Here is a 19,990-nt window from a genome sequence, read left to right on the forward strand (position 1 = left end):
CCTCGGCGCCGAGGAGGCGCATGCGGAAGACGTTGAGTTGCTGGCGTTCGATGTCCCGGGCGCCCATGTAGACGGTGGCGTGCAGGCCGAAGAGGGCCGCGGCGGTGGCGGTGGCCACGCCGTGCTGGCCGGCGCCTGTTTCGGCGATCAGGCGGGTCTTGCCCATGCGGCGGGCCAGGAGGGCTTGGCCGAGGACGTTATTGATCTTGTGGGAGCCGGTGTGGGCCAGATCTTCGCGCTTGAGCACCAGGTTGATTCCCAGCTGGGCGGAGAGCGTGCGGGCCGGGGTCAGCGGGGTGGGACGGCCCGCGTGGACGGCCGAGTACCACGCGAGCTCGGCGCGGAACGACGGGTCGGCCCACGCCGACGTGAATGCTTCGGCCAGAGCGGCGCACGCGGGCACCAGGGACTCCGGAACGTATCGCCCGCCGAACGGGCCGTACCTTCCCGACACTTCAGCCTCCAGAGTTCTAGAACTTTGGAGGTAGCGTGTCATGAGTTCTAGAACTGTGCAAGCAGGGCTGTCCCCCAGGCGGCCGCCATCCGGGCGTAGCCGGCGTCGTTGGGGTGCAGCTTGTCGGCCATGTCGCGGTCCCGGACGGCGCTCAGGTCGACCACGTGGAAGTGCGTCCCGGCCGCGGCGACCACGCCCGGGACCAGCGCGTTGTAGGCGTCCGCGCGCTCCTGACGGATCCGGCCGTCGCCGCGGTCCGCGTTGCCGACGATCTTGGCTACGTAGACCTCGGCGTTCGGGCGGCCCCGGGAGATCGTGAGGAGCAGCCGGGCGAGGCGTTGGGGCGCGCGGGCGGCCGCGGTGGACGTGCGCAGATCGTTGGTGCCGGCGTGCAGCAGGATCACGTCGGGGCGCGACCGGGACAGCCAGCCGTCGAGGTGCTCGCCGAGGCGGCTCATCGTCCAGCCGGAGTGGCCCTCGTGATCCGGGTCCGGGCCGCCGCCGTCGTGCTGGGAGCCGACGAAGTCGACCCGGAGCCCGGAACGGGTCAGCACCCGGTAGAGGCCGGCGCGGTAGCCGTCGCCCCGGCGCGACCCGGCGCCCATCGTGATCGAGTCGCCGAGTGGCATGACCCGCACCACCTTGCGAGCCCGCCCCGGAGAAACTGGAGCCGGCGACGCCGAGGGAGCGAGGGACGTCGGCAGGGCCGATGACACTGCCGGGACGGGCGGCAGCACACGACGCGCCGGCGGCTGCGCCGGGGAGGAACAGGCGGCCGTGGCCCCCAGCGCCACGGCGATGAACCCGAGGAACTTGCGACACCTCACGTCACTCTGTTCGACACGATGGCGCCGGTCCTTACCGTGAAGCACGAACAGCACAGGAAGCACGCATCCGCGGGAGAGAAACAGGAGGCACGTAGCCACGCGAGGGAAACAGGAGGCATGTAGCCGCGCGGGAGGAGGAAGCACGAGCCGCCTGGAGAAAGGGAGGATGCCCCGGGGAGGACAGCCGGAGAGCGGAGAAGACGGCAGGACCACGGACACGCCCCGGCGGATGCGTAAGCTGCCCAGCGTGGACCCCCTGGAGGACGTGCTCGCGCTCGCCGGAGCATCGAGCTACGTCTCCGCCGGCATGACGGCGGGTGGCCGCTGGGCGGTCCGGTTCGAGCCGCCGGCCGGTGTCAAGTTCAACTCGGTACGCCGCGGCACCTGCCAGGTGCACGTCGACGGCACCGAACCGATCGTCCTGCGGGAGGACGACGCCTTCCTGCTGACGCAGCCGCGGGGTTTCACGCTGGCGAGCGCGACCGGCGTACCCCCGGTGCCGGCGAAGTTGATCTTCCAGGAGCCCGCGGCGCATGCCGGGGTGGGCGACGAGGTGGAGGTGATCGGGGGCGGGTTCACCTTCAACGAGCGGGGGCGGACGCTGCTGCTGCCGAACCTGCCGCCGATCCTGCACGTGCCGGGCGACGCGCCCGAGGCGGCCACCGTGCGCTGGGTGCTGCAGCGGATCGGCGCCGAGCTGGCCCGCGGTGACGTCGGCGCGACGGTCGTGGCGGAGCATCTGGCGATGGTGATGTTCGTCGAGGTGCTGCGGCTGCATCTGCGGAGCGGGCGGACCGCCGGGTGGCTGGCCGGCCTCGCGGACCCGGTCGTCGCGGCGACCCTGCGGGCGATGCACACCCGTCCCGAGCACCCGTGGACCGTGGCGGAGCTCGCGCGCACCGCCCGGGTGAGCCGCTCCACCCTCGCGGGCCGGTTCAAGGACCTCGTCGGTACGAGCCCCCTCGACTACCTGACCGGCTGGCGCATCGAACTCGCGGCGCAGCGCCTCACCGGCACGGACGACACGCTGAGCACCATCGCGCGGGCGGTCGGCTACGGCTCGGAAAGCGCCCTCAGCACGGCCTTCAAAAGGGTCACCGGCCGCAGCCCACGCGACTACCGCCGCCAATGAGCCGGCCGCGACCCGCGAACCACCGGCACCGACGAGCCAGCCGCGACCCGTGAAACCACCGGCACCGATGAGCCAGCCGCGGCTCGTGGACCGCCGCCCCCAAATGAGCCGACCGCGGCCCGGAGACCACCGCCACCGATGAGCCGCCGCCCCATGCGGTCACCGCCGGGGCTGATCCTCCCGCCACACCTCACGCAGCTCGCGCCGGGTGTCGCGCCACCACTGCGCCAGCTCGGCCCGGAAGTCGCGCAGCCCCTGCGCCACGTCCGCGATCGCGTACCGGTAGCCGGGGTCCTCGATCCTCGCCCCGATCGCCTCGACCAGTCCGAGCGCGCAGAGCACCGGCACCGCCCCGGCACTGATCACGCACAGCCACCACGCGCCCGTGACGGCGTACCCCAGCAGGAGCGCAACCTGCGCACTCACCGTGACCACCCCGGCCAGCACCGCGCGGCGCAGCAGCCGCGGCACCAGGCGCAACGCCCGCCACGGCACGCGCCCGGCCGGCGCCCACACCCGCACCCCGAACCCGAGCACCACCGCACTGACCAGCCCGGCGTAGACCCGTGCCGGCATTGTCACGACGTCCCACCGCAGGGCGAGCAGCGCTGCCACGAGCACCACGGCGAGCGCGGCGGAGAACCAGCGGCGCAGCGCGGTCAGCAGGCTCCGCAACGGCCATGTCATGGAGAGCACGTCCGGTCGGGCCGGGTTGTCCCGCGCGACATCACCCAGCGTACGCAGCGACCGGCGCACCCGGAGCCGCTCGGCGTCCAGCATGGCGAGCAGCCACCGCCCGTACCCGTCGTCGGGGTTGATCGCGAGCCCCGCCCGCACGTACCGCTCCGCCTCGGCCCGGTTGCCCGCGTCCCGCTCGATGTCGGCGGCCGTGAGCAGGGCGTACGCCGATCGGGGCGCGAGGGCGAGCCCCCGGCCGGCCGCCTCGCGGGCCTCCGGGAAGCGCCGCACCGCGGCCAGCGCCCGCGCCTGCACCAGGTGGCCGGCCGGGTCGTCCGGCGCGATCCGCACCGCCTGCCCGCCCGCCTCGGCCGCGTCCCGGGCACGCAGGAGCGCCAGCAGGCCCTCGGCGCGCTCGACGTGCGCGTCGGCGCTGTCCGGATCGAGCGCCAGCGCCGCGTCGGCCGCCTGCACCGCGGCGGGGTATTCGCGGCGGCGGCGCAGCGTGTAGGAGAGCAGGAGCAGCAGCCGCGGATCGTCCGGCGCCTCGATCAGGGCGGCCCGCAGCGTCGCCTCGGCCTGCTCGTCGCGCCCCACCTCGAGCAGCGAGCGGGCCTGGCCGTACGCCGGGGTCACAGCAGTTTGCGCTTCTTCAGGTACGCCGCGAGATCGTCGTACTCCCCGCCGCTGTTGCCGAACAGGGCCACGTTGCGGGCGGTCGCGAACCACGCGTCGGTGGACGGGCGCACCTCGCGCACGGCGGCCAGCATGTCCTCCTGCGTGATCATCCGCACCTCGCCGGTGGCGACGGAGTCGCGCATCGCGCGCTCGGCGGCGGTCTCGCACACGTGCGCCAGGTCGGCGCCGGAGAAGTGGCCGGTGGCCTGCGCGAGCCGGGCCAGGTCGATCTTCGCGACGGGCCGCTCGCGCAGGTGGTACTCCAGGATGGCGGCGCGCGCGGCCTGGTCGGGCGGCAGCACCAGGAGGGTACGGTCGAGACGCCCCGGCCGGCGCAGCGCCGGATCCACGTCCCACGGCGCGTTCGTCGCCGCGAGCACGAAGAGCCCGTCGTTGCTGCCGTCGACCCCGTCCAGCTCGGTGAGCAGCTGATTGACGAGGGTACGCAGCGCCGACGAGCCGAGCTGGCTGCGCTTGTGCCCGAGCGCGTCGATCTCGTCGAGGAACACGACGCACGGGGCGTGCCCGCGTGCCGCCGCGAACAGCTCGTGCAGGTTGCGTTCGGAGCTGCCCAGCCACATCGCCAGCACGTCGGTGATCGACAGCGAGACGAACGCGGCGCCCATCTCCCCCGCCACCGCCCGCGCCAGGAAGGTCTTGCCGCAGCCGGGCGGGCCGTAGAGCAGCAGGCCGCCGCGCAAGCTCTTGCCGAACAGGGTGCGCAGCTTCGGGTTGCGCAACGGCCCGAGGAACGACATCTCCAGCCGCTCCTTGACCTCGGTCATCCCGCCGACGTCGGCCAGCGTGACCGCGGACCGCTCGACGTCGAAGGCCCGGTCGCCATGGCCTCGGACGGGCTCGCTCTCGTCCGGCGACGCCGGGGCGAACCGCGGCGGCACCACGTCCGCGAACTCCCCTTCGAGCGCGGCCCAGTCGACGCCCGATTTGTCCGAGGAACCCGGCGCAGCGGAAGAGGGCGAGGCGAAAGACGGCGAAGTGGAGGACGGCGAAGCGGAAGAGTGCGAAGCGGAAGACGGGCTGGAAGGCGCGGGGGAAGTGCCCAGCGCCGCGGCCATCACCCGCTGCGCGTCCGCATCGGCGGGATGCCGGGAGAGCAGCATCGCCGCGTGCCCGATCGCCTCGGTCGTCCGCCCGGCGGCCACCAGCAGCTCGGCCAGGTGCAGCCGCAGCGGCAGGTCGTCCGGGCTGGCCGCCACGGCGGCGGCGAGGCTGTCGATCAGGGCGTCGCTCATGAACAGCGATTATGCCCTGGGTGCCGCACGGGTGAATCGAGCGGCGACGGGGCAAGAGGGGTGGCATGGCTGACGTCGACGTGCTGAGCGAGGACCGGTTCGAGCTGGGCGAGGGCGGCCGGTGGGTGGGTGACCAGGTGCTCCTCGTCAACATCCCGGCCGGCCGGCTCTACAGCACCCCGGCCGGCGATATGACGCAGCTCACCGAGATCGCGCACCTCGACGTGCCGCTCGCGGCGATCGCGCCCGTGGCGGGCCGCCCGGGCGTCTATCTCGCGGCCGCGGGCACCGGATTCACCGTGCTCGGCGACGATGCCGAGCTGGCGCAGCCCGAGCCGGTCACCGGCCGGAAGTGGCGCATGAACGACGCCGTCGCGGACCCGGCGGGTCGGCTGTGGGCGGGCAGCATGGCGTACGACCAGAGCCCCGGCAACGGCGCGCTCTACCGCCTCGACCCCGACGGCACCGTCCGTACGGTCCTGCGCGGTCTCACCATCGCCAACGGCCCGGCGTTCAGCCCCGACGGCCGCGTCATGTACCTGTCCGACACCCCGCTCGGGCACATCGACGCGTTCGACGTGTCGGACTCGGGTGAGCTCAGCAACCGCCGCCCGTTCGCCCGGCTCGACCCGGACCAGGGCGCGCCGGACGGCCTGACGGTCGACTCCGACGGGTACGTGTGGGCGGCCCTCTTCGGCGGCGGGGCGGTCCAGCGCTTCCGGCCCGACGGCGGGCCCGACCGCCGGATCCCGGTCCCCGCCCGGCAGCCCACCAGCGTGTGCCTGGCCGGGGACACGCTGGTCGTGACGAGCGGGCGCGGCGGGCTCGACGACCCGGCCGACGCGGACGGCGCCGTCATGGTCACGGCGGCCGGCGCGACCGGGCTGCCGGCGCGGCCGTATCAGGGCAGGATGCTGTCCACGTAGCCGCCGTCGACGCGCAGCGCCCCGCCGGTGGTGGCCGAGGCGAGGTCCGAGGCCAGGTAGACGACCATGTTGGCGATCTCCGCGGGCTCGATGAGGCGCTGCAGCAGCGACTGCGGCCGGTGCTGCCGCATGAACTCGCGCTGGGCCTCCTCCCACGGCAGGCTCTTGTCCACCAGCTGGTAGACGAACTCCTCGACTCCGCCGGTGTGGGTGGGACCGGCGATGACACTGTTCACCGTGACGCCGCTGCCGGCCGCCTCCTTGGCGAAGCCGCGCGACACCGCGAGCAGCGCCGTCTTCGTCATGCCGTAGTGGATCATCTCGGCGGGGACGACGACGGCGGAGTCGCTGGCGATGTACTGGATGCGGCCCCAGCCCCGGTCGCGCATGCCCGGCAGGTACGCGCGGGTGAGCCGGACCGCGGCGAGCACGTTGACCTCGAAGTAGCGGCGCCATTCGTCGTCGGTGATCTCCAGGGCCGGCTTGGCGCCGAAGATGCCCAGGTTGTTGATGAGAATGTCGGCGGCCGGGACCGCGTCGAGCACGGCCGCGACGCCCTCGTCCGTGGCCAGGTCGCCCGGGGCGGCGATCGCGTCCGGCAGCTCGGCCACGGCCTTCTCCACCGCCGCGCGGTCCCGGCCGTTGACCGCCACCCGCGCCCCGGCCGCCGCCAGCCCCTGGGCGATCGCGTGGCCGATGCCCTGCGTCGAACCCGACACCAGGGCGGTTCTTCCCGTCAGATCAAGTCGCATGATTCCAGTTTCCGCCGCCGGATGCTTTGCTGCGCGCCGCGGCGACCGATGGAGAGGGAACCAACGCCGATCCGCGAGCACGAGGACGTACCCATGCGCTTGATGCAGGCCTTCGCCCGAGACGGGATGGAATCCCTCCTGGCCCTGGTCGCCGTCGTCGTGCTGCACCAGTTCGGCCTGGCCGGTGACGTGCCCCTGTGGCACCTGCTCGTGCTGCTGGGCCTGGGCGTGGTCGTGCAGCAGAGGCCCGTCCAGCGCTTCCTGGCCGGCCACGACCCCAACGGCCGCCTCGAGCTGCGCATCGCCATTCACACGGCGATCTGGACCGCGGCGATGTACCTCACCGGCTGGGGCGCGGTGCTGGCGATCCTGCACGTGCACATCCGCACGCAGTTCCTGCGCAAGGCCGGTTCCGCGGCGTGGCAGCCGTCCGCGGTGGCGAGCGCGGCGGCGATCGTGGCAGGGCAGCTCGCGGTGGCCTTCGGCCTGGTCGGCTCGTACCTGCCGGTGGGCCTGTCGCACGTGGTGGCCCTGCTCGTCCTGATCATCTCGGTCACGACGGCCCGGTCGCTGGGCCAGTTCGTCGCCCAGGGCGAGCGGTCCGAGGCCGCCGCGCGGCTCAGCGAGGACCGCTTCCGCGCCCTGGTCCGCGACGGCTCCGAGGTCATCACCATGAGCGACGCCAAGGGCGCGGTCTCCTGGGTCAGCCCGGCCGCCCTGCCGGTCATGGGTTACAAGCCGGAGGAGCTGCACGGCCAGGTGCTGCGCGGGCTCTACCACCCCGAGGACGAGGTGGCGGCGATGGAGCTCTTCACCCGCCTGCTCGCCTCGGACAGCACCGTCGAGCACTCGGCCGAGCTGCGCGTGCGCCACGCCGACGGCACCTTCTACTGGCACGAGATCATCTCCCGCAACATGCTGGCCCACCCGGCCGTCCACGCGATCGTCTCGCACCAGCGCGACATCACCGAGCGCCGCGCGGCGCAGGACCGCATCGCGTACGCGGCCTCGCACGACAGCCTCACCGGCCTGGCCAACGGCCCGACCCTCAAGCGCGACCTCGAGCGCGCCCTGGCCCAGGGCACCCGCTACCAGCACGCCGTGGCCATGCTCTTCTGCGACCTGGACGGCTTCAAGTCCGTCAACGACACGTACGGCCACGACGTCGGCGACCGGCTGCTGCAGACCATCAGCGGTGTCATCAAGCGCACCACCCGCGACACCGACTCCGCCGGCCGGCTCGGCGGCGACGAGTTCGGCGTGGTCCTCACCCGGGTCCGCAACGCGGAGGAGGCCCTCAACGTCGCGCAGCGCCTCATCGAAGGCATCGCCGGCAACGCGGCGGTCGCGGGCCTCAAGCTCGACGTCGGCTGCAGCGTGGGCGTGGCCATCGCCTACCCGGGCGGCACCGACGCCAAGACCCTGATGCGCAAGGCCGACGCGGCGATGTACCGCTCCAAGCGCAACGGCCGCAACGGCGCCGTCGTCTACCTCGAGGAGGAGACCCCGGCACCCTGGATGTGACCGCGGGCGAGCAAACGGGCTACCCCTGCGTCGTCATCGGGCGTGGCGCAGCACGTTGCGCTGCCGGCCCAGGCCGTCGATCTCGACCTCCACGATGTCACCGGCCCGCAGGTACGGGAACCGGCCGGACAGCGCCACGCCCTCCGGCGTCCCAGTGTTGATCAGGTCGCCCGGTTCGAGCACGGTGTACTGCGACAGGTGCCACACCAGGAACGCCACGTCGAAGATCATGTCGGCGGTGGTGGAGTCCTGCCGGGGCTCGCCGTTGACCCAGCTGCGCAGGCCGAGCGCGCCGGGGTCGCCGGCCTCGTCCGGGGTGACCAGCCACGGGCCGAGCGGGTTGAACGTCTCGCTCGACTTGCCCTTGGACCACTGGCCGCCCGACTCGTCCATCTGGAAGGTGCGCTCCGAGACGTCGTCGGACAGCACGTACCCGGCGATGTGCGCGGCGGCGTCGGCGGGCGACTCCAGGTAGCGCGCCGTGCGCCCGACGACGACGCCGAGCTCGACCTCCCAGTCCGTCGTGACCGACCGGCGCGGGATGAGGACGTCGTCGTACGGGCCGACCACCGTGTTGGGCGCCTTGTAGAACAGGATCGGCGTCGTGGGCGGGGTGGCTCCGGACTCGGCCGCGTGCGCCGCGTAGTTCTGGCCGATGCACAGGACCGCGCCGGGCCGGGCGATCGGGGCGCCGAGCCGCTGCCCGGCGATGTCGATCTCGGGCAGTCCGACCACCGACGGCACGCCCCCGGCGGCCAGGAACGCACCGGTGATGTCGGGTGTCACCGCCGACAGGTCGTAGTACCGGCCGGCGGCCGCGGCCACGGGACGTTCCTGTCCGGCGGGGCCCACGCGCAGGTATCTCACTCGATCTCCCGTCGATGGTCAGCTGATCAGCCCTGCGGACCGCAGGTCCTTCCACAGCGCCTCGGGCACCGGCACGGACGCCATCCGGACCGCGTCGGCGACCTCCTCCGGCGACCGCGCGCCGACCAGCACGCTCGCCACGGCCGGATGCGTCAGCGGGAACTGGATCGCCGCCGCCCGCAGCGGCACCCCGTGCCGCTCGCACGTCGTCCGCAGCGCCAGCGCCCGCTCGACCAGCTCCGGACCGGCCGGGGCGTAGTTGTACGTGGCCCCCGGCCGCGGGTCGGCGAGCAGTCCCGAGTTGAACACGCCCGCCGCGACGACCGAGACCCCGCGCTCGGCGCACAGCGGCAGCAGCTCCTCCGCGCCCGACTGGTCGAGCAGCGTGAACCGCCCGGCCAGCAGCACGCAGTCGACCAGCCCGGTCCGCACGAAGTCCGCGAGCATCGGCGCCTGGTTCATGCCCGCCGACACCGCCCCGATCCGGCCCTCCGCCCGCAGCCCCGCGAGCGCGCGCAGCCCTTCGCCGGAGGCCTGCGCCCAGTGCTCGTCCGGGTCGTGCAGGTGCAGGACGTCGGCGCGGTCCAACCCCAGACGAGCAAGGCTTTCCCGGTACGACGTGAGCACGCCCGCCGCGGAGAAGTCGAACACCGGCGTCTCCCCGGTCGCCTCCGCCCAGATGTCCTCCCCGCCCCCGCCGGGGCGCAGCAGCCGCCCGACCTTGGTCGAGAAGGCGAACTCCGCCCGGGGCTTGCCGGCCAGCACCGGCCCCGCCCGGCGCTCGGCGAGCCCGTTGCCGTAGAGCGGCGCCACGTCGAAGAAGCGGATGCCCAGCTCCCACGCGCGCTCCACCGTCGCGGCGGCCTGTTCCTCCCCCACCGCGGCGTAGAGCCCGCCCAGCGGCGCCAGCCCCAGCCCGAGCCGGGTGACGGTGACCTCGGTGCGGCCGAGGCGCACCCTCTCGGCAGGGTTCATGCCGGCCCCGCCGCCCAGTCCGCCGGCGCGGTGACCACGGCGGTGAGGTGTTCGAAGAAGGTCAGGACGGCGGCGCGCTCCGGCGGGGCGAGCGAGGCGCAGTAGTCATCGATGGCCAGGATCAGCGGCGCCCAGGCCGCGTGGGAGGCCCGGCGGGCGGCGTCGGTCACGCTGACGGTGACGCGGCGGCGGTCGGTGGTGTCGCGGACGCGCCGGACGTGGCCGGCCTGCTCGAGGCGGTCGATCATCAGGGTGACCGAGGCGGTGCGGATGCCCAGGCGGTCGGCCAGCTCGGAGGCGCCCATCGGGCCGTGCTGGACGAGCTCGCCGATCGCCGACATGTCGTTGACGCTCAGGCCCATCCGCTGGGCCACCCGGCCCACCAGCTGGCGTGAGCCGCCGATCAGGTCGCGGACCGCGAGGGTGGCGGGGTCGAGCCCCTCGAACGGCCGGTCCTTCATGCGCCCATCCCACCACACGGCGGCAGCTATCGGGCGAGCCGGTCGAGCCAGTCGCGCAGCAGCGCCAGCTCGGCCGGGCGCAGCGGCGGCCCCGGCTCGGCGGTGGCCAGGGCGGCGTCCAGGGCCAGCGCGCGGGCGGCCAGGCCGGTGCCGGCGGCCGGGGGCGGGTCGGTGACCAGGGAGTCCACCAGGGTGTCACGCATCCGCGTGGCCAGCTCCGGGTCGCGGTCCGCCTCGGGGGTGCCGATCAGCGTCAGCGTCGCGCCGGTGATGGCGGCCATGGCCAGCTGGGCCGCGAGGCCGACGGGCACCCGCAGCCGGCCGGCGGCGGCGATCCGTTCCAGGAAGCGCAGCAGCAGGCCCTGCGCCTCGGCGCCGGCGGGCGGGCGGCGACCGGGGCGGTCGGTGCCGAACATCAGCACGTAGAGGGCCGGGTGACGCAGGCCGAAGTCGACGTGCATGTCCCAGCCGCGGCGGATGTCGGCGATCGGGTCGCCGGTCTCGGTCAGCGCGCTCTTCTCGGCCAGATAGAGGTCGAAGGCGTGCAGGGCCAGGGCCTCGAGCAGGCCGTCTTTGTCCCCGAAGAGCTGGTAGAGCGAGGCCGCGCGGATGCCGGCCGCGGCGGCGACCGTGCGCGTCGAGACGGCCTGCACGCCGTCGGACTCCAGGATCGCGGCCGCCACGTCGATGATCTGCTGCCGGGTCGGGGCCATGTTGCAATGCTACGCCAATCGGCGTATCACTGAGACGGAACACCGCTACGTGTTTCGGCGTGGCAGTGATACGACGAGGAGACGTCATGAATCGCATCGGATACGGCGCCATGCAACTGGCGGGGCCCAACGTGTGGGGGCTGCCGGAGGACCCCGGGGCGGCGCGGCGGGTGCTGCGGCTGGCGGTCGAGGAGGGGGTCACGTTCTTCGACACCGCCAACGCGTACGGGCCGCGGACGGTGAACCAGCTCATCGGCGAGGCGCTCCGGCCGTACGGGAAGGATCTGATCGTCGGCAACAAGGTCGGCGCCGGCCGCGGACCGGACGGGTCGTGGATCGTCACGGACCACCCGGACACCGTCCGCCGGCAGGTGCACGAGGCGCTCGAGGACCTGGGCGCCGAGGTGAGCGAGCTGACCTATCTGCGACTCGGCGGCGACCTGCCGGGGGCGCACAGCCAGGTGCCGCTGGAGGACTCGCTCGGCGTCCTCGTCGAGCTGCGCGACCAGGGACTGATCCGGCGCATCGGGCTGTCCGGCGCGTCGCGCGAGATGCTGGCCCGGGCACGGCGGCTGACGCCGATCGCCGCCGTGCAGAACCGCTTCAACCTGCTCGACCGCAGCGGCGTCGAGGTGCTCGCCGACTGCGAGGAGCACGGCATCTGGTTCGTGCCGTACTTCCCGCTGGCCTCGGGGCGGCTCACCGCCGTCGCGGAGCTGACCGGCCCGGCCGGGCGGCTGGAGGTGACCCCGGCGCAGGTGGCCCTGGCCTGGCTGCTGCGCCGCTCCCCCGCCGTGGTGGCCATCCCCGGCACGAGCAACCCCGGGCACCTGCGCGCCAACGTCGCCGCGGCCGGGATCGCCGGGCAGCTCACCGAGGCCGAGGTCGCCGCCCTCACCGCGCTGTCCGACGAGTCGGCGGCCGTCCTCGACCAGGCGCACCAGACCACGATCGACGCGCACGTGAGCGCGGCGGCCAACTTCCGGGGCTAGGACAGCCGGGGGCGCAGGGCGAGGGCGACCTGCAGGGCGCGGCCGGTCGGCACGGGCCCGTGGTCCTGGTCCCAGACCTCGGAGAGCACCGCCTGCGCGAAGCCCCACGCCACGGCCCGGTCGAGCGGCATGCCCAGCCCGTCGGCGAGCTGCTCCAGCCGCCGGTCGAGCAGGGCCAGAGTGGGCTCCGGGCCGGTCAGCGGGTTCCAGAGGACCGGGCCGATCTCCGCGCCCGGGTCCCCGGCGACGCCGTGCGGGTCGATGGCCAGCCACGGCTCCCGCTCGGCCCGCAGCACGTTCTCGTGGTGCAGGTCGCCATGCAGCAGGACATGGTCATCAGCGGATGCGCACAGCGCGACATACAGCTCGCGGGCCTGCTCGACGAGGTCGCGCGGCACCGGATCGTCACCGGGATAGCGGGCCAGGTGGGCGGTGAAGTCGGCGACCCGGTCCGCGAGGTGCTCGACGGGAAGGTCGCCCGGGGCGGGCCGGTGCAACCGTCGCATCACGTCGATGAGGACGGCGGTGGCCCGCTCGTCCCGGCCGGCCACGAGCGAGCGCAATGTCGTGCCGGGCGTCGCGCGCTCGAGCAGCAGGGCGCCGCGTCCAGGATCGTGGCGCAGCAGCCGGATCGCGCCTTCGCCACCCCAGAAGGTCAGCGTGGCAGCCTCGGCAGCCAGATGCGGCGAGCCCGGCACGCCCAGCTTGAGCACGCGCCCTTCCCCCGCCGGCGCCACCCAGTGGAAGGTCAGCGGGAACGGCTCGCCCAGCTCCAGCCCCCACTCCCGGGCGATCGCCGCCGTGAGCTCCGGCAGCTCCCCGAGCCAGCGGACGCCGGCCTCACCCCAGTTAGCGGTCACGTTGCGCACCAGGTCAGACACGCAGACCACCCTACGCAACCAACTGCATGGATACGTAAGCCCCGCCCAGCGGTCAAGGCGCGAAGGTCTCGTTCGTCAGCCACAGCGTGCCCAGCACAGCCATCAGCATGAACGCCCGGAAGGTGAGCCAGCCGTACCATCGCGGCTTCCCTTCGTTCGCCGTCAGCACGACGATCAGACATCCTGCCGTGACGACGACCGCGGCGAGGATGACCACTCCCAGAATGACAAGCCAGCCCGCCGGGCGCAGCACGGCGCCGGGGATCAGCTGCATCGGGGACAGGACCAGGTAGCCGACGCTTGTCCCGATCAGAAGAAGCATCCCGCGCAGCAATGTGGTGCTGATCGACCTGCTGTGGAAGGCGAACTGCTCCGTGATCGTGACGGGCAGGGCGGCAGCGAGCAGGACCGCGGAAATCACCGCCGCGGCCCAGCCCGCACCCCGCGGGGCAAGGTCGGCGCCGCGGAACAGGGGAGTCAGGAAATAGGCAGTTGCCGAGGTGAAGAACCCGGTCGAAAGCCCCAGCAGCAGGAAGGTCCAGCGCTCCGACTTGAGCAGGAGCATCGGATTGAACAACACCGCGAGCCGGGCCTCGCGGCCCGGATGCGTGCCCACGACGCGCCCCAAGAGGGTCTGATCTCGCGCGTCGACGAGTTCGGCCCGCACCTTGACGACGTCGTCCGTGACCATCATGGCGGTCACATCCGCAACGTGCTCACGGTACCGGAGGTAGGCACGGCCGGCGACGAACGTCAGCGTCGCCAGCACCGCGACCCTCAGCAGGAATGTTCCGACGTCGCCGGCCTCGTCACCGTTCCATGCGAAAAGGTACGCGATGAGCAGCAGAAACAGCATGGCGACCACGCTGAGCGATCGGGTCCAGTAGTAGAGAACCTGATCGCGCGCCCAGGCATGAGCCAGCTCGTGCGCCAAGTGGACCGTGCGGGTGTCGTCGCTCTTGTTCCACCGCACGAGCGTCTTTGTCGTGATGACCACGACGGCGTCGCCGCGCCAGCCCCGCAGGCCGACCGGTGACATGAAACGCGACCGGCTCACCAACAGACGGGGCGGCGGGATCCGGAATCGGGCACTCCAGCGTCGCACGGCGTCGACATGGTCCGTCGCCTCACGGACATGGAGACGCGGTCTCCGCGCGAAGAAGCGGGCGACCGTCTGGATCAGCGCCAGATTGAGCGCGACGGAACCCACCGAGCCGGGCAGCCAGCCGCTCAGCGCCGGCGTAGGCGTCTGCGCGGGCATGAAGGTCACGCGCCAGAAGAGCAGCACACTCCCGAGGCTCAGCAGAACCGCGGCGTGACCACGCAGGCGTCCGGCGCGCCGGTAGACGTGAGCCAGCTCCACGGGCGGTGCGGGCTCATTCGCCGGCATCGGACCTGGCCGCTGTCCGGAGGATCGATCCGACCACCGCCTCGGCCAGGATCTCGGCACGCTGGGGGTCGAGGCCGAGACTGATGGCGTAGTCACGCACCTGTTCGACGTGCTCGGCGTGCTCTGCGGCGACGGGCCGAGTGCCGGCCGTTGCCCGTTCTGCTGTCGGAACATCCGTCTTCTTGCGCTGCAGCAGGTTCCGGACGGTCGCCCGGGTGCGCTCCTCCACCACAGATCTGCCCTCGTCGAAGACGGTTCTGCCGAACCACAGAGCCGCCGCCAGCGCGTATGGGGACACCCAGTGAACAGCATCGTCGACCCCGAAGCCGACCGCGTCCGGGCGACGCCAGCGGAAGAGGTGCCGAGGCGGATCCAGCAGATCGTCCAGCAGCGGCATCTCATCGGGATCCGTTGCCTGAACCGCCGCCCGGGCGGCGCGGGTGACGGCTTCGTCGAACGGCGACGGCTTGCGGCGATTCATCGATTCACCTCGTGATGTCGGCGACTAGGTCCAGCTCGTCGTAAGTCCGGGCCCCGTCCCGGACGAGCCGGAGACGGTCCCGCTCGCCGGCTTCCAGGAGCGTGGCGCTCAGGGCGTCCTCACACACGGCTCGAACGATCTGGTCGTAGGCCGCCGCGAGGCCGATACGCACGGGCCGCTTCTCGCCCGCTACGAAGACGGCGACAGGCTCGATGTCGAGCGCACCTGCGGGACGGCTGAGGTAGCACCGGAGCTGCCGGTCCTTGATCCCGCGGAAAGCCCGCTTCCTGCGCAGCAAGGCAATCGAGCCGATCGACCCGAAGGGCACGTCGACACAGATGACGCTGCCCCGCTCGTCGTCGGCCTTGCCGAGCGCGCCGGTCGCCTTGATGAGCACGAGGCACAAGCGACTGCCCGTCAGCACCATCTCGCCGCCGCCGACACACACCTCGCCGAGGGGGCCGTCCTTCCCGAAGGCCAGGGGACGCCCGTCAGTCCCCACCGGGACAACGGCCCGGCAGTAACCGATCACAAATCTGGCCAGCTCATGCTCGCCCTCGGCAGCCTCGGGGAAGATGCCGGCGTCGCCGTTGATCCGCGTGCCCAGACGTAGCCGGAAGGCGCCGCCCGGCGCGGGCAGCGCCGTCTCGTGACTCGGCCATGCGAAGCGGCTGATGCGAACCGGGGCGCATGGCAGCGGTCCATCGTCGGAACGGGAGGGTGGCACCGAAGCTCCTCGCGGGCTGGACGGCGGTCCTCCACTCTGCGGGTCGAGGAGGTTTCGTGTCCAGCGCGTTCGGTCTCCCTTGGTGTCCGCCTTTCGGGTGGCTTACACGCCTGCCGAAACGCCCGATCAGCCGATGGCGGACTCCGGCCGGCGAAAGAGAACGAGGTCAACGGCGTAATGCGGCTCCGGAACACGAAGAAGCCGCCACGACGTCGTGACGGCCTCTGCGTGGTGGTGCCGGAAGAACTAACCCACGCGACGGTACGCGGCCGGGGTGCCTGGCCCGTCGATGGTGCTCATCCGGACGTAGTCCCCGGTGTGCGGGGCGTGGACGATGTAGCCGTTGCCGACGTACATCGACACGTGGTGGATCCCGCTCGGACTGTAGAAGATCAGGTCACCCGGCTTGAGCTCCGAGCGGCTGATCGCCCGTCCCGCGTTGACCTGCGAGCCGGTGAAGTGGGACAGGCTCACGCCCACCGACGCCCAGGCGACCTGGGTCAGGCCCGAGCAGTCGTAGCCGGTCGGGCCGGCCGAGCCGAAGATGTACGGCTTGCCGATCAAGCTGCACGCCTTCTGGGCCGCCCGGTTGCCCGGGGACTGGTCGTACACCACCGGGCAGGCGCCGGTGCCGAGGCGGAAGTTCTTGTCCTTCACGCCGCTGGCGCCGTAGGCCTGGATCCGCAGCTTCTGCAGATCGTCGACCTTGCCCTGGATCTGCTTCTTCTTCGCGGACAGGTCCTTGTCGCGAGCCGCCACCGCGTTGGTGAGGGTCTGCAGCTCCTGCTGATCCGCCGCGTACTCGTCGCGCAGCTTCCGCACGTCCGCGATCTGCGCCTCCTGGTGGGCGGCGATCAGGTCGAGGTACAGCAGCTTGTCGTTGAGCCCCGTCGGGTTGCCCTCCAGCAGAATCGCCTTCAGCGCGCCCGGGGAACCCTGCTTGTACGCGTCGGCCGCCATGCCACCCACCTGCGCCATGGCGAGGTCGACCTGAAGCTGCAGCGGGGCCAGCTTCTTGTTGACCTTCTTGAGCTGGGCCTGGTTCTTGCCCAGCTCGACGTGGACCTTGTTGTACTCCTCGATGATGGGCTCGAGTTTGTTCCACTGCTCATCGATCTGCTTCTCGATGCTCCCGGGTGACGGCGTCGCATGAGCCGCGGTGGGCACCAGAAGCACCCCGACGGCCGCGACGACACCGAGCAACCCGCGCAGAATCGTGGCGCGCCGCGCCCCAATCCGTCTCACCTAGGTGCAGTGTCCTTTCTTCCCTCAGCCGCCGACCGGGTTAGCTGACGGGTTCGGACGGGAAGCGCGCCCGGCCGCGATGCTGCTGCGGCTTCACCCCAGGAACGGTGGGTCCCCGGCTCATAACTGCAGCGCCGAGCGCTGCTGGATTAGGCGGTGCCGTGCCGGTTCGCCCGGGGCTCGAGCGAGGGGGGACCGACAGGCCGGACCCACCGTACTCCGGATCTTTGCCGAACTGAACGGCTGGTCGGCACCCCGTACTTCACGTCACCGACTATGACGGTGAGTAGTCACCAGGGCCATGCCGTGAGTGCCCGGTCGAGCCAGGGCACCACCAGGATCACTGTGGGTAGCACCAGCAATCCGGCCGCGAGGCCCCCCGCGCACGCCTCCACGACGACGGACCGGGTGTCCGCCCCCGACAGCCGTTCCAGCCGCCGGGCCCGCTCCGCGGCCGCGGAGCCGCTCAGGTCCTCGGGGGCCGCCGGGCTCACCGCGTCGCCGAGCACCTCCAGCGCCGAGCGCAGGGCGGCCGGCCCGCTGCGGCGCCGGGCCGCGTCGTCGGCGACCATCTCCAGGAGCAGATGGACCGCTTCCAGGGGTACGCGACTGCGCAGCGGCCGCGGCACCGCCCGGTAGAACGCCGTGAACGACTCCATCACCAGCTCGTGCCGTTGCCGCAGGTGCGCCTGCTCGTGGGCGATCACCGCGGCGACCTGCCGCTCGTCCAGCACCTTCAGGGCGGAGCCGCTGAGCACCACCCGCGGGCTGCGCCCCGGCACGCAGTACGCGAACGGCAGCGGCCCGTCCAGGATGCGCAGCTCGGCGGGGAGCTCGTCGCGGCCGGTCGCGCTGTCGAGCAGGTCGACGAGCATCCGATGCCGGGCGCGGCGGGCCCGGGAGCGCAGGCTGACCCGGACCAGCGACACCAGCAGCCGGACGATGATCAGCGTGGCCACCGCGAGGGCGAAGATCAGGGCGGCCGAGCCGACGGGACGGCCGGAGCCGAGCTCGTCGACCAGCTCCTGCGGGCCGGCCAGGGCCACGCCGAGGGCACACAGGATGCCGGTCAGCGTGATCGCCTGCCAGAGGACGATCGCCGCGCCCGGCGCCCGGGAGGTCCACCGGGCGCGCGCGAGCCAGCCCGGCACCAGCAGGGACAGGGTCAGACCGAGGGCGCCGAGCAGCAGCGCCGTCACGAGCCGGGGGCCGATTCCTTCCGTGCCGCGTCGATCGCGGCGGTCAGGGCACCCGGGTCGAGCCGGCCGACGAAATGCGCCAGAGCCGCGTCGCGCACGCCGTCGGGGGCCGCGCTGAGGGCGTCGAGCATGAGGGCCGCCGTCATCTCCTCGCGGGACTGCGCCGGCGCGTACCGGTAGGCGCGGTCCTTCTTGTGCTGGGTGACCACGCCCTTCTTGGCGAGCCGGTCGAGCACGGTCATGACGGTCGTGTAGGCCAGCTCGCGGCTCCCGCTGAGCGCCTCGTGCACCTGCCGCACGGTGAGCGGCTCTTTCGCCGTCCACAGCTGCTGCATGATGTCGCGTTCGAGGTCGCCGAGTGCCATGTGAGGGAGTCTACTGCACGCCGTCGTACTACGACGCGTAGTATCTACTACGAGACGTCGTAGAGGGGGCATTCCGTGGACGTGCTCGACCTGACCCGGCTGCAGTTCGCGGTCGTGACGATCTACCACTACTTCTTCGTGCCGCTGTCGATCAGCCTGGCCGCCACCGCGGCGGGCCTGCAGCTCACGTGGCTGCGCACCGGGAACGACAAGTACAAGGACCTGACGAAGTTCGTCGGCAAGCTGCTGATCGTCACCTTCGCCGTCGGCGTGGTGACCGGCCTCGTCCAGGAGTTCCAGTTCGGGCTCGGCTGGAGCAACTTCGCCAAGTTCTACGGCGACGTCTTCGGGCCGACCCTGGCGATCGAGGGCATGCTGGCGTTCTTCCTCGAGGCCACGTTCCTGGCGCTGTGGTACTTCGGCTGGGACCGGCTGCCCCGCAAGGTGCACGCCGCCACGATCGTGATCGTCGCGGTCGGCACGGTCCTGTCGGCCTTCATCATCCTGGCCGCGAACTCGTTCATGCAGCACCCGGTCGGCTACTCGCTCGACCCCGAAACCGGGCGCGCGCACCTCGACGACTTCGGGGCGCTGCTGCTCAACAAGGTCAACCTGGCGGCCTTCCCGCACACCATGGCGGGCGCGCTCATGGCCGGCGGATCGCTGCTGCTGGCGATCGGCGTGTGGCGCTTCAAGGCTGCCGGTGAGGCGGGGTTCCGTACGCTGGCGCGGCTGGGGGCCTGGCTGACCGTCGTGGGTGGTGCGTTCACCGCGATCACCGGCGACCACCTCGGCAAGGTCATGACCGAGGTGCAGCCGATGAAGATGGCCGCCGCCGAGGCGCTCTACGAGACGACGACCGGCGCGCCCTTCTCCGCCTTCGCGCTGGGCAAGCTCGACGGCAGCGAGCCCTACTTCACCATCGACATCCCGCACCTGCTGTCGATCCTCGCGACCGGCGACTGGAACTCCGAGGTGCAGGGCATCAACAACCTGCAGGAGCAGTACGCCGCCCAGTACGGCGCGGGCAGCTACATCCCGATGATCCCGGTTGCCTTCTGGACGTTCCGCGCGATGATCGGCATCGGCATGGTGGCGATGCTCGTGGCCGCGTACTACCTGTGGCTCACCCGCAAGGGCCGCGAGCCGAAGCGCTGGTACGACCGGCAGCTCATGCGCTTCCTGCCGCTGATCCCCCTGCTGCCCGCCGCGGCGAACACCTTCGGCTGGATCTTCACCGAGACGGCCCGCCAGCCGTGGATCGCCTTCGGCATCAGCAAGGTCGCCGACGGCATCTCGCCGGGGCTGACCAGCGGCGAGGTGCTCGCGTCCCTGGCCGGCTTCGCGCTGATCTACGGCATCCTCGCCGTCGTCTGGTACCGCCTGGTCCGCCACCTCTCCCGCCAGCGGCTGCACCCCTCGCCGGAGACCGCTCCGGCCGAGGACAACGAGCCGGCCCCCGTCTACTAG

Annotated in this window: 21 protein-coding genes and 1 riboswitch; of the genes, 5 read left to right on the plus strand and 16 right to left on the minus strand. The window is 72.2% G+C overall.

The features are described 5' to 3' along the window. Nucleotides 1–496, minus strand: a 496-nt coding sequence (locus tag RBH18_RS03170; protein WP_306204337.1) for a pyridoxal-phosphate dependent enzyme, incomplete at its 3' end; no start/stop codon positions are given. 5 nt (nt 497–501) lie between these two features. Beyond that, nucleotides 502–1,083 (minus strand): SGNH/GDSL hydrolase family protein, encoded by a 582-nt coding sequence (locus RBH18_RS03175; protein ID WP_306204338.1) that lies wholly within the window; start codon nt 1,081–1,083, stop codon nt 502–504. 445 nt (nt 1,084–1,528) lie between these two features. On the opposite strand from RBH18_RS03175, the gene RBH18_RS03180 reads away from it, so the two are divergent. Then, the gene (locus RBH18_RS03180) at nt 1,529–2,413 is read left to right on the plus strand and encodes an AraC family transcriptional regulator (RefSeq protein ID WP_306204339.1); all 885 of its coding nucleotides are present in this window, start codon (nt 1,529–1,531) and stop codon (nt 2,411–2,413) included. A gap of 159 nt (nt 2,414–2,572) precedes the next feature. Here the strand turns inward: RBH18_RS03180 and RBH18_RS03185 are convergent, their stop codons facing one another. Together RBH18_RS03185 and RBH18_RS03190 are read right to left on the minus strand one after the other, a co-directional pair. Continuing rightward, nucleotides 2,573–3,727: a tetratricopeptide repeat protein gene (locus tag RBH18_RS03185; RefSeq protein WP_306204340.1), complete on the minus strand. Its 1,155-nt coding sequence runs from the start codon at nt 3,725–3,727 to the stop codon at nt 2,573–2,575. Then, complete coding sequence (locus RBH18_RS03190; RefSeq protein ID WP_306204341.1) at nt 3,724–5,022, minus strand: AAA family ATPase; 1,299 nt, start codon at nt 5,020–5,022, stop codon at nt 3,724–3,726. Before RBH18_RS03190 ends, RBH18_RS03185 begins: the two co-directional genes overlap by 4 nt. A 65-nt stretch (nt 5,023–5,087) precedes the next feature. On the opposite strand from RBH18_RS03190, the gene RBH18_RS03195 reads away from it, so the two are divergent. Beyond that, nucleotides 5,088–5,948 carry an SMP-30/gluconolactonase/LRE family protein gene (locus RBH18_RS03195; protein WP_306204342.1) on the plus strand — a complete coding sequence of 287 codons (861 nt, stop codon included), beginning with the start codon at nt 5,088–5,090 and terminating at the stop codon, nt 5,946–5,948. Here the strand turns inward: RBH18_RS03195 and RBH18_RS03200 are convergent. Then, nucleotides 5,924–6,700, minus strand: a complete 777-nt coding sequence (locus tag RBH18_RS03200; protein ID WP_306204343.1) for an SDR family NAD(P)-dependent oxidoreductase — start codon at nt 6,698–6,700, stop codon at nt 5,924–5,926. The genes RBH18_RS03195 and RBH18_RS03200 overlap by 25 nt on opposite strands. Nucleotides 6,701–6,793: 93 nt before the next feature. On the opposite strand from RBH18_RS03200, the gene RBH18_RS03205 reads away from it, so the two are divergent. Then, entirely contained in the window at nt 6,794–8,224 is a 1,431-nt protein-coding gene (locus tag RBH18_RS03205) for a sensor domain-containing diguanylate cyclase (protein WP_306204345.1), read from the plus strand. Nucleotides 8,225–8,257: 33 nt separating this feature from the next. On the opposite strand, the gene RBH18_RS03210 is transcribed toward RBH18_RS03205, so the two are convergent. From RBH18_RS03210 to RBH18_RS03225, 4 genes are read right to left on the minus strand one after another with little or no spacing between them, the layout of a single operon-like run. Continuing rightward, a complete protein-coding gene (locus tag RBH18_RS03210) occupies nt 8,258–9,091 on the minus strand; it encodes a fumarylacetoacetate hydrolase family protein (RefSeq protein ID WP_306204346.1) in 834 nt (277 codons plus the stop codon). 18 nt (nt 9,092–9,109) lie between these two features. Next, nucleotides 9,110–10,066 carry an aldo/keto reductase gene (locus RBH18_RS03215; protein WP_306204347.1) on the minus strand — a complete coding sequence of 319 codons (957 nt, stop codon included), beginning with the start codon at nt 10,064–10,066 and terminating at the stop codon, nt 9,110–9,112. Next, the gene (locus RBH18_RS03220; protein ID WP_306204348.1) at nt 10,063–10,527 is read right to left on the minus strand and encodes a MarR family winged helix-turn-helix transcriptional regulator; all 465 of its coding nucleotides are present in this window, start codon (nt 10,525–10,527) and stop codon (nt 10,063–10,065) included. Before RBH18_RS03220 ends, RBH18_RS03215 begins: the two co-directional genes overlap by 4 nt. A 26-nt stretch (nt 10,528–10,553) precedes the next feature. Next, nucleotides 10,554–11,240: a TetR/AcrR family transcriptional regulator gene (locus RBH18_RS03225; protein ID WP_306204349.1), complete on the minus strand. Its 687-nt coding sequence runs from the start codon at nt 11,238–11,240 to the stop codon at nt 10,554–10,556. A gap of 86 nt (nt 11,241–11,326) precedes the next feature. On the opposite strand from RBH18_RS03225, the gene RBH18_RS03230 reads away from it, so the two are divergent. Beyond that, complete coding sequence (locus RBH18_RS03230) at nt 11,327–12,232, plus strand: aldo/keto reductase (RefSeq protein ID WP_306204350.1); 906 nt, start codon at nt 11,327–11,329, stop codon at nt 12,230–12,232. Here RBH18_RS03230 and RBH18_RS03235 read toward each other — a convergent pair. From RBH18_RS03235 to RBH18_RS03265, 7 genes are all read right to left on the minus strand, one after another. Continuing rightward, nucleotides 12,229–13,113 (minus strand): aminoglycoside phosphotransferase family protein, encoded by an 885-nt coding sequence (locus RBH18_RS03235; RefSeq protein WP_306204351.1) that lies wholly within the window; start codon nt 13,111–13,113, stop codon nt 12,229–12,231. The two genes, RBH18_RS03230 and RBH18_RS03235, sit on opposite strands and share 4 nt — an antisense overlap. A gap of 52 nt (nt 13,114–13,165) precedes the next feature. Then, entirely contained in the window at nt 13,166–14,401 is a 1,236-nt protein-coding gene (locus tag RBH18_RS03240; RefSeq protein WP_306204352.1) for a M48 family metalloprotease, read from the minus strand. Nucleotides 14,402–14,489: 88 nt separating this feature from the next. After that, nucleotides 14,490–14,984, minus strand: coding sequence for a hypothetical protein (locus RBH18_RS03245; protein ID WP_306204353.1), 495 nt, complete (start codon nt 14,982–14,984; stop codon nt 14,490–14,492). Nucleotides 14,985–14,988: 4 nt separating this feature from the next. Then, a complete protein-coding gene (locus tag RBH18_RS03250) occupies nt 14,989–15,711 on the minus strand; it encodes a hypothetical protein (RefSeq protein ID WP_306204354.1) in 723 nt (240 codons plus the stop codon). A 246-nt stretch (nt 15,712–15,957) separates the two neighbouring features. Beyond that, nucleotides 15,958–16,956: a C40 family peptidase gene (locus tag RBH18_RS03255; RefSeq protein WP_306204355.1), complete on the minus strand. Its 999-nt coding sequence runs from the start codon at nt 16,954–16,956 to the stop codon at nt 15,958–15,960. A 14-nt stretch (nt 16,957–16,970) separates the two neighbouring features. After that, a riboswitch (cyclic di-AMP (ydaO/yuaA leader) is annotated at nt 16,971–17,122 on the minus strand. Between the two features lie 124 nt (nt 17,123–17,246). Then, nucleotides 17,247–18,155: a M56 family metallopeptidase gene (locus RBH18_RS03260; protein ID WP_306204356.1), complete on the minus strand. Its 909-nt coding sequence runs from the start codon at nt 18,153–18,155 to the stop codon at nt 17,247–17,249. Next, nucleotides 18,152–18,520, minus strand: a complete 369-nt coding sequence (locus RBH18_RS03265; RefSeq protein WP_306204358.1) for a BlaI/MecI/CopY family transcriptional regulator — start codon at nt 18,518–18,520, stop codon at nt 18,152–18,154. The genes RBH18_RS03260 and RBH18_RS03265 overlap by 4 nt, the downstream gene beginning before the upstream one ends. 75 nt (nt 18,521–18,595) lie before the next feature. On the opposite strand from RBH18_RS03265, the gene RBH18_RS03270 reads away from it, so the two are divergent. Further along, nucleotides 18,596–19,990: a cytochrome ubiquinol oxidase subunit I gene (locus RBH18_RS03270; RefSeq protein WP_306204360.1), complete on the plus strand. Its 1,395-nt coding sequence runs from the start codon at nt 18,596–18,598 to the stop codon at nt 19,988–19,990.

Source organism: Actinoplanes oryzae (assembly GCF_030757795.1).
Lineage (GTDB): Bacteria > Actinomycetota > Actinomycetes > Mycobacteriales > Micromonosporaceae > Actinoplanes.

Coding starts and splice junctions, on each gene's coding strand:
- RBH18_RS03175 (WP_306204338.1), bottom strand. CDS start 1,083: ATGCCACTCGGCGACTCGATCACGATGGGCGCCGGGTCGCGCCGGGGC.
- RBH18_RS03190 (WP_306204341.1), bottom strand. CDS start 5,022: ATGAGCGACGCCCTGATCGACAGCCTCGCCGCCGCCGTGGCGGCCAGC.
- RBH18_RS03195 (WP_306204342.1), top strand. CDS start 5,088: ATGGCTGACGTCGACGTGCTGAGCGAGGACCGGTTCGAGCTGGGCGAG.
- RBH18_RS03200 (WP_306204343.1), bottom strand. CDS start 6,700: ATGCGACTTGATCTGACGGGAAGAACCGCCCTGGTGTCGGGTTCGACG.
- RBH18_RS03205 (WP_306204345.1), top strand. CDS start 6,794: ATGCGCTTGATGCAGGCCTTCGCCCGAGACGGGATGGAATCCCTCCTG.
- RBH18_RS03215 (WP_306204347.1), bottom strand. CDS start 10,066: ATGAACCCTGCCGAGAGGGTGCGCCTCGGCCGCACCGAGGTCACCGTC.
- RBH18_RS03220 (WP_306204348.1), bottom strand. CDS start 10,527: ATGAAGGACCGGCCGTTCGAGGGGCTCGACCCCGCCACCCTCGCGGTC.
- RBH18_RS03225 (WP_306204349.1), bottom strand. CDS start 11,240: ATGGCCCCGACCCGGCAGCAGATCATCGACGTGGCGGCCGCGATCCTG.
- RBH18_RS03230 (WP_306204350.1), top strand. CDS start 11,327: ATGAATCGCATCGGATACGGCGCCATGCAACTGGCGGGGCCCAACGTG.
- RBH18_RS03245 (WP_306204353.1), bottom strand. CDS start 14,984: ATGAATCGCCGCAAGCCGTCGCCGTTCGACGAAGCCGTCACCCGCGCC.
- RBH18_RS03265 (WP_306204358.1), bottom strand. CDS start 18,520: ATGGCACTCGGCGACCTCGAACGCGACATCATGCAGCAGCTGTGGACG.